At 40.7% G+C, this 12734-nt stretch carries 14 protein-coding genes; 9 read left to right on the forward strand and 5 right to left on the reverse strand.

Annotation, left to right across the window (positions count from 1 at the left end; all coding sequences use genetic code 11):
• The 3 genes from LCL91_RS07155 to LCL91_RS07165 form a co-directional block, all read left to right on the forward strand.
• A partial coding sequence (locus LCL91_RS07155) for an IS3 family transposase (RefSeq protein ID WP_224881734.1) occupies nt 1–90 on the forward strand: 90 nt, incomplete at its 5' end.
• Between the two features lie 196 nt (nt 91–286).
• Nucleotides 287–457 carry a hypothetical protein gene (locus tag LCL91_RS07160; RefSeq protein ID WP_224881254.1) on the forward strand — a complete coding sequence of 57 codons (171 nt, stop codon included), beginning with the start codon at nt 287–289 and terminating at the stop codon, nt 455–457.
• Nucleotides 458–536: 79 nt separating this feature from the next.
• Nucleotides 537–1103: a GNAT family N-acetyltransferase gene (locus LCL91_RS07165; protein WP_224881256.1), complete on the forward strand. Its 567-nt coding sequence runs from the start codon at nt 537–539 to the stop codon at nt 1101–1103.
• 43 nt (nt 1104–1146) lie between these two features.
• On the opposite strand, the gene LCL91_RS07170 is transcribed toward LCL91_RS07165, so the two are convergent.
• Genes LCL91_RS07170 through LCL91_RS07180 form a run of 3 tightly spaced genes read right to left on the reverse strand, consistent with a single transcriptional unit; the run spans nt 1147 to nt 4925 of the window.
• The gene (locus LCL91_RS07170) at nt 1147–2526 is read right to left on the reverse strand and encodes a PTS ascorbate transporter subunit IIC (protein WP_224881257.1); all 1380 of its coding nucleotides are present in this window, start codon (nt 2524–2526) and stop codon (nt 1147–1149) included.
• Between the two features lie 3 nt (nt 2527–2529).
• Nucleotides 2530–2805, reverse strand: a complete 276-nt coding sequence (locus LCL91_RS07175) for a PTS sugar transporter subunit IIB (RefSeq protein ID WP_224881259.1) — start codon at nt 2803–2805, stop codon at nt 2530–2532.
• Nucleotides 2806–2819: 14 nt separating this feature from the next.
• Nucleotides 2820–4925 carry a BglG family transcription antiterminator gene (locus LCL91_RS07180; RefSeq protein WP_224881261.1) on the reverse strand — a complete coding sequence of 702 codons (2106 nt, stop codon included), beginning with the start codon at nt 4923–4925 and terminating at the stop codon, nt 2820–2822.
• 385 nt (nt 4926–5310) lie between these two features.
• Here LCL91_RS07180 and LCL91_RS07185 point away from each other — a divergent pair, with 385 nt between their 5' ends.
• Entirely contained in the window at nt 5311–6234 is a 924-nt protein-coding gene (locus LCL91_RS07185; protein ID WP_224881263.1) for a DUF6612 family protein, read from the forward strand.
• 59 nt (nt 6235–6293) lie between these two features.
• On the forward strand, nt 6294–6914 hold the full coding sequence (locus LCL91_RS07190) for a class D sortase (protein ID WP_255639953.1): 621 nt from the start codon (nt 6294–6296) through the stop codon (nt 6912–6914).
• 45 nt (nt 6915–6959) lie between these two features.
• Here LCL91_RS07190 and LCL91_RS07195 read toward each other — a convergent pair whose 3' ends face one another.
• The gene (locus tag LCL91_RS07195) at nt 6960–7247 is read right to left on the reverse strand and encodes a hypothetical protein (protein ID WP_224881267.1); all 288 of its coding nucleotides are present in this window, start codon (nt 7245–7247) and stop codon (nt 6960–6962) included.
• Nucleotides 7248–7455: 208 nt separating this feature from the next.
• On the opposite strand from LCL91_RS07195, the gene LCL91_RS07200 reads away from it, so the two are divergent.
• From LCL91_RS07200 to LCL91_RS07210, 3 genes are all read left to right on the forward strand, one after another.
• Nucleotides 7456–8688 carry a dicarboxylate/amino acid:cation symporter gene (locus LCL91_RS07200; RefSeq protein WP_224881269.1) on the forward strand — a complete coding sequence of 411 codons (1233 nt, stop codon included), beginning with the start codon at nt 7456–7458 and terminating at the stop codon, nt 8686–8688.
• Nucleotides 8689–8900: 212 nt separating this feature from the next.
• Nucleotides 8901–9710 carry a DUF3100 domain-containing protein gene (locus LCL91_RS07205; RefSeq protein WP_425589665.1) on the forward strand — a complete coding sequence of 270 codons (810 nt, stop codon included), beginning with the start codon at nt 8901–8903 and terminating at the stop codon, nt 9708–9710.
• 1 nt (nt 9711) lies between these two features.
• Nucleotides 9712–10167, forward strand: coding sequence for a hypothetical protein (locus LCL91_RS07210; RefSeq protein ID WP_224881271.1), 456 nt, complete (start codon nt 9712–9714; stop codon nt 10165–10167).
• Between the two features lie 45 nt (nt 10168–10212).
• Here LCL91_RS07210 and LCL91_RS07215 read toward each other — a convergent pair whose 3' ends face one another.
• Entirely contained in the window at nt 10213–11310 is a 1098-nt protein-coding gene (locus tag LCL91_RS07215; RefSeq protein ID WP_224881273.1) for a DUF2515 family protein, read from the reverse strand.
• Between the two features lie 291 nt (nt 11311–11601).
• Between LCL91_RS07215 and LCL91_RS07220 the strand changes: the two genes are divergently transcribed.
• On the forward strand, nt 11602–12720 hold the full coding sequence (locus tag LCL91_RS07220; protein WP_224881275.1) for a GAF and HD-GYP domain-containing protein: 1119 nt from the start codon (nt 11602–11604) through the stop codon (nt 12718–12720).
• Nucleotides 12721–12734 lie beyond the last annotated feature (14 nt).

A 12734-nucleotide genomic window follows, 5' to 3' on the forward strand; every position in this document is an offset into this window, starting at 1 on the left:
CACTGGTACAATCATGAACGGTCAAAAGAAAAATTGGATGGACTAAGTCCAGTTGAATACCGAACTCAGTCCATCCAATTAGCTGCATAACAAAACTCTAACTTTTGGGGTTACCCACCGCAGCTGCTTTTTTTTGTGACTCTATAATATTTGTTGGGGGCTTAAGAAAATTAAGCACAAAAATACACGCAATCTTCTTTATCTTTTAAACTTGAATTGACGAGAAACAAGAAAAAGATTGGAGTTGCGTGTATGTGCATTTTAACATGAATTTAGGAGGTGCGCGATGTTTCTCTTTTTTTTGATCGTAGCGAGCTGCGTGGTTGGACTTTTACTATTACCGCTCCATGAGGTTGGGTTAATTATTGGATTTGGTATTATACTAGGTTGCTTGATTCGAGGGCTTTATTTGCTTCATGAGATTAATCGTAAGCTTGATCACGGTAAGTTCCGCTAGTTTGTAAGCTATTCTTTTTAAATGGAATCGACTATATAGGTGAAAATATTTTATTAATCCAAGAGGTAGAGGTGTTAATTTGAAAGAGTTTAATCTTCAAAAAGAATCAGCAAGGTTAGTAATCAGACCATTAATAATGGAAGACTATCAAAACTGGTTACGACAATTTAATGAAAGGCATCCCTCCCAACACGCCTTTGATCCTGGGAAGTTGGATATGAGTGAGTGTACAGAAGAGTGGTTTAGAGATCTAGTGAATAAGCACCAAGAACTAGCCATAAATGATATAGCCCATGTGTTTGGTGTTTTTCATTTAGAGGATGGCACGCATATTGGAATGGTTGATTTTTCAACGTTAGCGAGAATGAATTTTCAATGGGCCAGGATAGGCTATACGATCCATAATCAGTACTGGCGAAAAGGATATGGAAAAGAAGCGGTGAGCGCAGCGCTTCAGATTGCTTTTCATGATCTTGATTTTCATCGCATCGAAGCACACATTAACCTGGATAATAGTCCATCAACTCAGCTAGCCCAAAGTGTAGGTATGGTGTATGAGGGTGTGAGGAAAGGGTTCATTTATGAGAACGAAAAGTGGACGGATCAGTTGGTTTATGTGGTGACTGCTGAAAATAAGGTCGAATAACAATAAAGACCATCCTGTTTTAACCCAGGATGGTCTTTTTCGCCTAAATCGCATCATGCTTTTCTTTTAAATTATTTTTCGCTAAAGAACGTTTGAACAAGGCAGCTCCGACAAATACAGCAATAAGTAGGGCAGCAACGATGACAAGGAATAGAACGTTAGAAGAGAGCAGTTCCATCAATCCGCCGAGAAGAAGTCCAACTACGCCGAAATCTGAATCTCCGAATGTCGTTCCTTGAAATCCTAGTGAACCAAGCACAGGTAGAAGTAGTGCTGGCAAGAAACTGATGATAACACCATTAGCCATAGAGCCAAATACTGCTCCTTTACGACCGCCAGTGGCGTTACCAAATACGCCAGCTGCCGCACCGGTAAAGAAGTGAGGCACAAGTCCTGGCACAATCACTTTTAGACCTAAGATCGGTAGAAGGAACATGCTGAGTAGTCCTGCTACAAAGCTAAAGAAGAAACCGATGATGACCGCGTTGTTCGCGAATGGAAACACAGAGGGTGCATCGAGTGCTGGGATTGCATTTGGTACGACCTTATCTGCAATTCCTTTAAACGCGGGAACGATTTCAGATAGGAGCATTCTTACCCCAGCCAAAATGATGTAGACGCCAGCTGCGAACGTTAACGCTTGCATAAATGAGAAGACAAGGAAGTTTGTCCCACCGCTTAGCTCGGATTCAATAAAGGTTGGTCCTGTGAAAAGAGCGACGACAAAAAATAGAATCGCCATTGTAAGTGACACAGATACAGATGTGTCACGCAAGAAATTGAATGACTTAGGTACTTTAATTTCTTCAGTCGATTTAGAATTTTTCCCAACTGCTTTTCCGACAGCGGCTGCAATTAAATAGCCGAACGAGCCAAAGTGTCCGATTGCAAAGTCATCACTACCCGTAATTTTTCTTGTGTAAGGTTGCAACAGGGCAGGTAATAGAACCATCAAAGATCCGAGAATAAGGGAACCTGTGATGATCATTGTTGCGCCACTAAAGCCACCGGTTGAAAGAATAACGGCGATCAGACAAGCCATGAACATCGTATGATGACCCGTTAAGAAGATATACTTAAAAGGGGTGAGGCGCGCTAGTAGGATGTTGGCTACCATTCCAAAAAGCATAATCATCGCCGTTTCTGCACCAAATGCATCCTGAGCTAATGCAACGATCGCTTCATTGTTTGGAATGATACCTTGAATTTCAAATGCATGATCAAACATGCTACTAAAGTTATCAAGGGAGGCGACAAGCACACCTGCCCCTGCCCCCAGAATAACAAACCCCATGATCGTTTTTAGCGTACCTGATATGACATTGGCGATATCTTTCTTTTGAAGAAGTAAACCGATAAGGGCAAATAGCCCTACAAGAATCGCTGGTGTTCCTAGAATGTCTTTCATTATGAGATCGACCATGATTTATGCCCCTTTCAAGTTTGCTTCAATCGCCGTCCTTAATTCTTTTTTATCCATTAAATTATTAAGCTTAATGACATTTCGATTGCCGTCTTCTAGATTTTCAACAATCTCGGTTGAGCCTAAGTAGTAATCGGCGTTCTCAGATTTACTAGTTGTAAGATCCGTATGATCAACCTCTGCTTCAATTCCAAGTTCGTTTAGGATAGTTTTTACATTCATTTCTACGATAAAGCTGCTTCCTAGACCATTTCCACATACAACAAGAATTTTTTTCATTTTTATTCTCTCCCTTAATTTGAGTATTTTGATACAAGGTTAATAATTTCTTCTTTTTCCTCTGCTTGATAAATCATATTTAGATTTTCTTCTTCTGATAGAAGCTCCGATAGTTGAGCAAGAGCTTTTAAATGGGTTTCGTTATCTACTGCAGCAAGCACAATGAGCAACTTAACCTGATGCTTTTGTTTAGATGAAAAAGGAACTTCTTGATCTAGTCGAAGCAAGCTCATCCCAACCGTATTCACGCCTTCTTCAGGACGGGCATGAGGAATAGCGATTCCTGGAGCAATCACGACATAGGGTCCCAAATCTTCTACATTTTTGATCATAGCATCGATATAAGAAGAGGTGATTTGCTCTGTTGCAAGAAGCGGCATGGCTGCTGTTTTGATCGCCTCTTTCCAATCTGGTGTATCTGTAGCAAATTGAATTGTTTCTTCATGTAATAAGTCATTTAACATAGGTCGTTCAAACCTTTCTATTGATAAGGTGGTTGGTGATGGCGCGAATAACTGCTGTAATTCATTTCTTAGTTCTTTCTCATTCGTAATCGTGCCGTGTTTTTTCATGATTTCAACGATCACATGAGGGGTAGGGCCACTCTCTTCGTTTGGAGTAGTTTGAACTTCCTCCATCCAATGCAGGATTTTCTCTTTTCCCTGCTGTGTCAAAATCGGGTTAACCGTTAAAATGGGTAGCGTCTTATGCTCCAAAGGTGATGTAGAGAAGACATAATCCACGTCATAGTGATTTTGTAGGAATTGCCTTCTAGAAACTGTCCCGATGATTTCCACATTTGTGAGAAGCTTCTCAAGCTGTCCTCTTAAAATATTTGATGTGCCAATTCCTTTTTCACAAACGATAATCGCTTTCCCAAATGTTACTTCTGGAAGCTCTTCCTTCTGCATCCAAGCTCCAAAGTGCATGGCGAGATAAGCTAATTCATCATCAGGGAGCTTTTGAGACATCATCAATTCAATTGGCCAAACCGCTCGTTTCGTAATTAAAAAAACATCTGGATATTCCTGCTGGACTGACGCTGTTAATTCGTTTGTGATCGGGACATGGTATTTCAGCCGGTAGTACGTTGGTTTAAGATGAAGAAAAAGAGCTTCTTCTAGTTCATCGCGCTGTTCGAATAGGACACAAGCGTATACTTGAAATTCGCTCACGATTTCAGTAACCACTTTTCTAAGTTTATTACTTTCAAGATTACCTACCGTACCTACTTCAGAATAATTAACTCTTGAGCCAAGAAGGTGCATGGTGATAAAGCCTATCTCATCCAGTGATAAGGAAAGTTTAAATTGAACTTCTAATTCTTTTGCCATGCTCTTTGCTGCTTCAAACTCTCTCGTTGAACAAAGAGCGTGTTTTTCATCTGGATCGAGCTGGATCCGATGTTCGCCTTTCAAACGTTGAAGAAGAACGACAAGCTGAATGGCTAGAACATGGATTGTATCGTCTGTTAACTCTACTTTTAGAATGGGTTCCGCATTCATGATAATTTGCTTCATCGGTATGAGGTGCGAATAGGTGTGTTCATCACCATTCTTTAAGAGGGGATAAAGAAAATGCGTCATTTCGGTTAATTGTCCATTGGTGAGGACTTCAGACAGAAAACGACTCAATATTCTCCGCTTGTTTTCCTCTTTCCCTTCCACCCGATAGCCTGTTGATCGTTCAAACTGTAACGTTAATGCTTCATCGGCTAGAACTTTCTTAACAAGTTTTAAATCTTTCGCGACTGTTCCACGACTAACCTGAGTTCGATCCATAAAGTTCTGCATAAAGATCGGCTTATCATTTGTTAAGAGTTCGACACCAATTAAGGTGATGCGTTCTGGTTGCGAATAGTGATACTGCCATTCTTTTAGTTCTTTCATTAATTTAGGAACGGTTTGTTTGGTCTCTTCTGAGAGATAGTAACCTAATCCTTGTTTTGTTTGGATAATGGGTAGTTTGTTCTCATCGAGCCAATCATTAATTTTTTGTAGGTCATAATGAACGGTTCGTTTTGATATCCCGAGCTGGTCGATGACATGATCAACCGTAACTAACTCAGTTGCATTCACGAGTTTCGTTAATAGAAATGTGCTTCTTTCATCAAGTGACATGGAGATCTCCAACTCCCTTACGAGTGCAAAATGATACGGATGAAACAAATCGTGATTTGATAGTGCTAAGTATATAGGCGATAGAACAAAAGTGAAAGGGTTTGCAATGTGTTGTTTTTGTATTTCGTCAATTTGCAAAAGTGAACAGATAAGAATTATGAATACCTAAACCTAGTCATACTCTATTAAAAAAACGATAGATCAATAAAAAAATATTTTAAAGAACGGTAAAAAAGCGTTTTAATTTCACTCTATTGGGAAAATAAGGTTTAGGTGAAAGAAACTGGTGATTGAAAGATGTCCCATCCGGGAGTCTTATACATCATTTACTGTCACATCACATCCCTAGCCTTCTCTTGCCAAAAAAATGAATTGGAGTGTTTTGATGTTAAAGAAGTTAGTCCCTCTATCGGTAGCAGCAGTTGTTTTTGTAGGAGCTCCGTTTCACACATCAGCAAAGGAAATGAGTGCAACGGACATTTTAAAGCAGTCAAGTGAAGCAATGACTGAGGTTGAGAGCTATTCTACAAAAACAAATATGGAACAATCGATGCCTCTTGAAGGAGAAACAATGATGATCTCCAGCCAATCTGAAGCAGACATTACGCTAAAGCCTTTTGCGATGCATCAGGTCGTCACAACAAAATCACCTGAAGAAGGTGAAATTTCGTTAGAATCTTATTGGACTGAAGAAGGTTTTTATCAAGAAGATCCCGAAAAAGGCTGGATCAAGATGCCGGAAGAACTTACACAAGGTTTAGAGGAACTCCAAAGCATGTCTTCGGTTGAAGCACAAATGACTCAAGCTGAAGAACTTGGCAAAGAGATGAGCGTTGAAGAGACAGATGAAGGTTATGTGTTAACGTACGAAGGGGACGGCAAAACATTAATGGAAGCATCCATGAAGATGTTCCAAGAAAGCATGTCAGGTGAAGAAGGTTCCGGATCGATGAAAGGTCTCATGGAACAAATGACGATTAATGACGTTACCTATAAAGTAACAGTTGATAAAGACACGTATTACATGAAGCATTTAACGATGGATCTTGATATGGATATGAAGATTGAAGACGAAAGCATGAACATGAAACAATCGATGGAAATGTCAATCGATAACTTTAATCAAGTGGATACGATTTCCGTTCCGCAAAACGTGATTGATTCAGCTAAACCACTTGAAGGAATGGAGGAAGGTGGCGAAATGCCTGAAACGGCGACTGCCAATCCAATGCTTGCTATGGGAGGAGTAGCGTTGGCGGCAGCTGCAGGTGGTTTGCTTCTTTATAGAAGACGTTCCGTTAGCTGTTAATAGGGCTTAAAAACCGCATAATAAGCGGTTTTTTCGCTTTTCTTAGTGAGGTGAAGAGGTTGAACAAATTATATGTCTTGGTCATGTGTGCAGGCATTGTGATGGCGGGCTATTATGGGTATGAATGGTGGCAGGGTACTCAGGGAGTCGAACAAGTTTCTGCAGAAGAAACAAAAAAGTGGCAGAATACGAAAGAAACCGATGTTACGAAGAAAACCGTTGTGAATACACAAGAAGTTTTCATGAGTGATCAAATAAAGAAGTTTGACTCTGGTCAAGAAGTAGGCAGGTTAGTCATCCCTACGATTGAAAAAGGGTTTACGACCTATTGGGGAACAGATGAAGATACGTTAAGTCAGGGAGTGGGCATGTATGTCAGTCCATTCACCACGACACCAGATCAGCGGCGTCACACCGTTCTAAGCGGCCATCGCGATACGGTTTTTACTGGTCTACAAGACGTTGAAAAAGGGGATGTCGTCTTTCTTGAATACGATGGAAAACGGTATGAATATGCTGTGGTCGACATGAAGATCGTAGATGAAAGCGATCGAACCGTTATTGTTGATAAAGAGGAAGCCACCTTAACATTAACAACATGCTACCCATTTGATTTTATCGGAAGTGCGCCTGAGCGGTATGTGATTCAATCTGAATTAGTGAATGTATCGGATATATAACTACTAGTCTATAAAAGCAAAAGTCCTGCCGTCGAGCAGGACTTTTTACGTGTGAGAAAGTGTGATAGTTGGGCGTAATCGCGGGGTAATGGTTTCTACAAGCTGTTTACCGTTACCTTGCTCATTTAACTGAACGAAATGGAGTGCAGTGCTTTCTTCCACTTCATACGTGAGGCCGGTGTTGTAATCGATGAGAAAATACATTTTTCCATCTTCAGTCGTTCCTGATAAGAGCTCATACTTATCGTGTTCGAAGTGTACCTCAGTTCCATATTGCGTCATTTCAAGATACGTTTCAAAAGGAGTTACTGGAAAACTTACTAAATTGTTCATGATGAACCTCCAACTTTTTAATAGACTTTAGGAAGCAGTTTATCCAAATAAGTCAAGCAGTATACTTGAAAACGAGAATAAAAGATTAAAAGTGTCGTAACTTGGGTTTAGTTGGATGATAAAGCTAACTTTTTGACATGCCACCTATTGTGCTGTATCTTATTTCCTAGTATACGTATGCGAATTTAAATTTGAAGGAGGGACAACGATGAAGAAGATCTTAAGAGGCTATTTAAACGCTTCGTTAATTATAAAAATCACGGTTGCACTTGTGCTCGGTATCGCCGTAGGACTCATATTTGGTGAGAATGCAGCCGTTCTTGCGCCATTTGGAGACTTACTAATTAAATTGCTATCGTTTCTGATCATTCCACTTATTCTATTTACATTAATCGTTGGTGTCAATCAAACGAAACTAAGTAACCTTGGTCGCATGGGCGGAAAGGTGTTTCTTTATTACGTCTTAACCTCTGCATTAGCAATTATTGTTGGATTAACCGTAGCGAACTTGTTTAATCCAGGTACGGGTTTATCCATAGATCCAGATCAATCGTTTGATGTACCGGATAATCCAGGTATCGTCAGCGTGCTATTAAACATTGTGCCATCAAACATGGTGACGGCATTTAACGAAATGAATCTCCTTGGGATTATCTTTACCGCCTTTGCTTTTGGCATTGCGATCGCTGCTTTACGGAACTCGGAAGAACATGGGGCGCTTGGCGACCATCTTTATAAAGTAGTTGAAGGGTTAAATGAAGCCACATTTAAAATCATGAACGTTATTCTACAATATGTTCCAATTGGGATCTTTGCTATAATAGCGAAAACAATTGGGAACCAGGGGTTGGATACGATTCTCTCGCTTGGAAACATGATCGCGGTTCTTTATATTGCGTTGATTGTACAAGTAGGGATCTACCTTCTGTTCTTGCTGTTCTTTAAAGTAAGTCCAAAGAAGTTTTTCAGTCATGCAAACAAACCAATGATTACGGCTTTCGTGACGCAAAGTAGCTCTGGAACCTTGCCGCTTACGATGAATGCGGCTAAAGGATTAGGCATTTCGAAAAGTCTTTATAGCTTTAGCTTGCCACTTGGCGCAACGATTAATATGGACGGAGCGGCCATTCGCATTGCGATTTCTGCGGTCTTTGCAGCGAACGTCGTTGGCTCACCGCTTAGCTTTACAGATATGGTGATGGTCGTGATTGTTGGTACACTTGCATCGATTGGTACAGCTGGTGTTCCAGGTGCTGGAATCGTTATGATTGCAACCGTGTTTGCGCAAGTGGGCTTGCCGATGGAAACCGTTGCGTTATTAACAGCTGTAGACGCTCTAGTTGGAATGGGTGCCACAGGTCTTAATGTAACAGGGGACCTTGTTGGTGCGAGCATTATTAATCGAAAAGAAAGAGCTTTGAAAGAAAAATCTGCATCCTAAAAAGTCAGGCGGTCTGCCTGGCTTTTTAGTTTGCTTAAAATTTTATATAAAAATGAAAAGCGTGTACCTTCAGTCTTTGTATTCGCTTTCTATTAATGAGCCCCTTCATTCTTTCATTTTGTGTAAGAATAATCCATTTACTTTTAACAATCAAAATATTAAGATAACAATAACTTTAGAGCTTTCATGCAGAAAAGGAATGGGGGATTTGGGTGACAGAACTTAAAGGGATTTGGAAAGATTGGCGCTTGCATTTACTTGTATTTGGAATTGTGGCGTTAACAGAGTGGATTGGCGTTTTCCAGTTTACGGTGGGTCCAGGCGTTATTTTACTACTGCCAATGTTGTATGCAATGCTCATTGGACTTGGGTTGTTTTTTACCCCAGTGATTAAAAAAGCACAGGCGCTAAATGCTGAACCGCTTATTGTGTTAGGAGTGACCTTGCTTATTGCGAAAATAGGGGTGATTATTGGCCCTTCTCTACCGAAGTTAATAGAAGCGGGTCCGGCCTTGCTTCTGCAGGAATTCGGAAATTTAGGTACGATTTTCATTGCTCTTCCAATCGCTGTTTTACTTGGATTGAAAAGAGAAAGCATTGGTATGACACATTCTGTAGCACGAGAGCCGAACGTTGGGTTGATTGTTGATAAATATGGTTTCAATTCACCTGAAGGACGAGGCGTAATGGCGATTTATATTTTTGGTACAGTTTTTGGGGCTGTGTTTATGGGCGTTATTTCCGGATTCCTTGCAACGATTACACCCCTACACCCGCTTTCATTTGCGATGGCGTCTGGGATAGGAAGTGGAAGTATGATGGCGGCTGCAAGTGGCTCGCTCGTTGCTGCTTTTCCTGCATTTTCCGATGATATTATCGCATTTGCAGGAGCGAGCAATTTGCTGTCGTTATCAACGGGGCTATACATGAGTATTTTCATTGGTCTTCCACTAACAGAAAAGATGTATCAGCTCATGACTAGAGAAAAACCATCTCAATCAAGAGTAAGGAAAGGAGCTTAATATGTTACTAAAAAACGTACAAGAGTGGACGTTGTTGTTACTCATCTTCGGTTTGATTGCTGCCATTGGGAACTGGATTGGCTACAGCGTGTTCCCTGTTGCTGCTTTACCAGGTATGGCGGTTTTAATTGTGATTTGTTTAGCTGGCCTTATTCTTCAGCACGTTCTTCCTGTGAATATTCCGAGCGTGGCGTACATCGGGATTATTGGAATTCTTGTATCTATGCCCGTCATGCCCGGCTCTGAGTATATCGTAAAGTGGACAGAAAATATTAACATTCTGGCTCTGGCAACGCCGATTCTTGCATATGCAGGTATCGCAATTGGACGCTCATGGACAGATTTTGTGAAGCTTGGGTGGCGTAGTGTTGTCGTAGCGATGTTCGTTATGGTTGGGACTTTTCTTGGTTCAGCGTTAATCGCTGAAGTGGTGTTACGAATGCAAAAGATTATTTAATAAAAACTTCCCTCGCGGAAGTTTTTTTTGTGAAGAAATACAGGTTCATAAGAGACTTTCTAGTAAGTGAAGAGATCGGCAGTAGATCTTTGCTGCATTTCCTGAAAAATCAGGATCGGGCAATTTGAAAAGTGAAAGTGCAGAAGTGTTGACGAACCAATCCTTACGATCAGGCGAATCATGTTGGACATCTTTCCATACAGATAGAAGAGGACTATATAGACGCGATCCTTTTTTGAGCGAGCATTGTTCAAGGACGCGTTTTTCGTCTGGTTGCCCTTCTTTTAGTGAGTGAAAGAGCTTAGGCCAGAAATCTTTTCGTGATCCAGTATGAGAGTGGCGTGTTGACCACTCCAACATCTCATTTAGAGTCGATTCGTTAGAAAAAACAAGCTGATATAGCCGTTTTCCAAGTACAATCCGTTCTTTCACGAAAAGAAAATGATTGGCAGGTTCTCCAATGAGTTGAATCGAGCCGTTTCGAATCAGTGGAAAAAGGAGCACGTTCATATTGAAAACATTTTGGATTTGAAAAGGAAGTGTTTTAAACACGGTTTGGTGAAAGTGCTGATTATTTATGATACGTGAATCAATGTAATGCTGCTCGTTAATGATAAGGGCCACTGAAAGGGTGTCTGAGGCTTTGTCTTTCCAGAAGCGGTTCCAAATGACTTTCATAAAAGAAGAAACGTGAAAGGCTGATAGAAGGTGAAAAAGTGACTTATTCACCTTAAGACTTTCGGCATAAATCAGCAGCTGCGGATACGCATCTTGGAAGATAAGCCAATTCCCTCGTTCTAGAAAAGAAAAGAAAGCATGCTGATCATCTGATGATAAGAAGCGAGGGAGATATTCACCTCTTAAATCAGTCATGGTCCATCCAGCATTCCGCGAAACCATGTGGGCAAGGAAAGCCCAGTGAACTTCAGGATGCTTTAAATAAAAATCAAGATAAGCTTTAGTGCGCGTTACATTATTTCGATTCGCTCTTTCTGTTTGTTCGCGAATGATTCGAGTTAGCTTCACCTCTTCACCCGTTAAAGTAAGGGGGGGAGGTGATAAATGACAGACCGCTTTCAATTCCTTCATAAGAGATATTTCCTTTTTACTCGCTGATTGAAATAAGGGGAACGATAACTTCACACCGATTTCCCTCCTGATGCCTTGTTTTTATATACCTATGTTAGTGAATTTAGGAAAGAAGACTATTCTTATCAAAAATCAAAACCATCTGATGGTTGTAGCAAGTCCAGAAAGTTGATTAATTGCCTTATCATTAAGGTATTAATTGAAGTTGCATTTCATCTTCCTTAATCTACCACCAAATGGTATGTACGTGTATGATAGAAGTATTGAATGGATTAGAACGAGGTAGCTGGGGGATTTCTCTCCAAACACTGTGCAATGATTCTATAAAGGGAGGCCGACGTCTAGATGAATGGCCGCTGGAAGAAAGAACTTGAATCAGAGGAACTTCTCGATATCATCTTTGCTTACGCATCGCGTATTACGATTGAGAACAATCTTAATCGCCTTTTGTTGCTGATGGCAGATATGGGGCGGGATATGACGGTTGCCGATCGCTGTATGTTGTGGTTATATGATGAACCAAAAGATGAGTTATGGGCGAAAGTGGAAGAGAGGACGAAGGAGGTTCGTATACCTGCTTCAAGCGGTTTAGCGGGGTATGTTTTTCAGACGGCAGAACCGCTTGTGATTGAAGATGCCTATCATGACGACCGGTTTCATGCAGACATGGATCTGATGTACAACTATCGAACGAAGTCTGTTATGGTGATTCCACTTAAAAATAAGCAGAACCAGACGCTAGGGGTATATCAAGTAATTAATAAATTAACGAAAGAGGGTGTATTTACGACCCATGACGTTAAAAAATTAAGCCTCGCCGCCTCTTATACTGCCCAGGCACTTGAAGCGGTTCTAATGAATATGGAGATGGAGGAAGCACAAAAAGAAATTATTTTCAAAATGGGAGAAATCGGTGAAGTTCGTTCAAAGGAAACAGGCTCTCACGTCAAGCGTGTAGCAGAGTATGCAAAGCTTCTTGCTATTAAATCTGGTTTAAGCGAAGAAGAAGCAGACCTTATCAAAGTCGCCTCCCCCATGCATGATATCGGCAAAGTTGCGATTGCCGATGCGATACTAAACAAGCCAGGCAAATTGTCGAAACAGGAATTTCTTGAAGTGCAGGCCCATGCGAGCATCGGCTATCACCTTCTTGAAAATTCAAAACGAACGATACTAAAAGCAGCAGCGATCATTGCAAAAGAACATCATGAACGTTGGGATGGAAAAGGTTATCCTGAAGGATTAAGTGGAGAGGAAATTCATATTTATGGCCGAATTGTCGCTGTAGCTGATGTATTTGATGCCCTTGCCACGGATCGCCCTTATAAAAAAGCGTGGGATTTAGAAGATATACTCACTCATTTTCAAAATGAGAAAGGAAAGCAATTTGATCCAGCGTTAATTGACGTCTTTTTAGAAAATCTGCATGGTTTTCTCCAAATAAAAAAACGATACGAAGATTAAAAAGAAAAGTAAAG

The organism is Guptibacillus hwajinpoensis, from assembly GCF_020171785.1.
Lineage (GTDB): Bacteria > Bacillota > Bacilli > Bacillales > Guptibacillaceae > Guptibacillus > Guptibacillus sedimenti.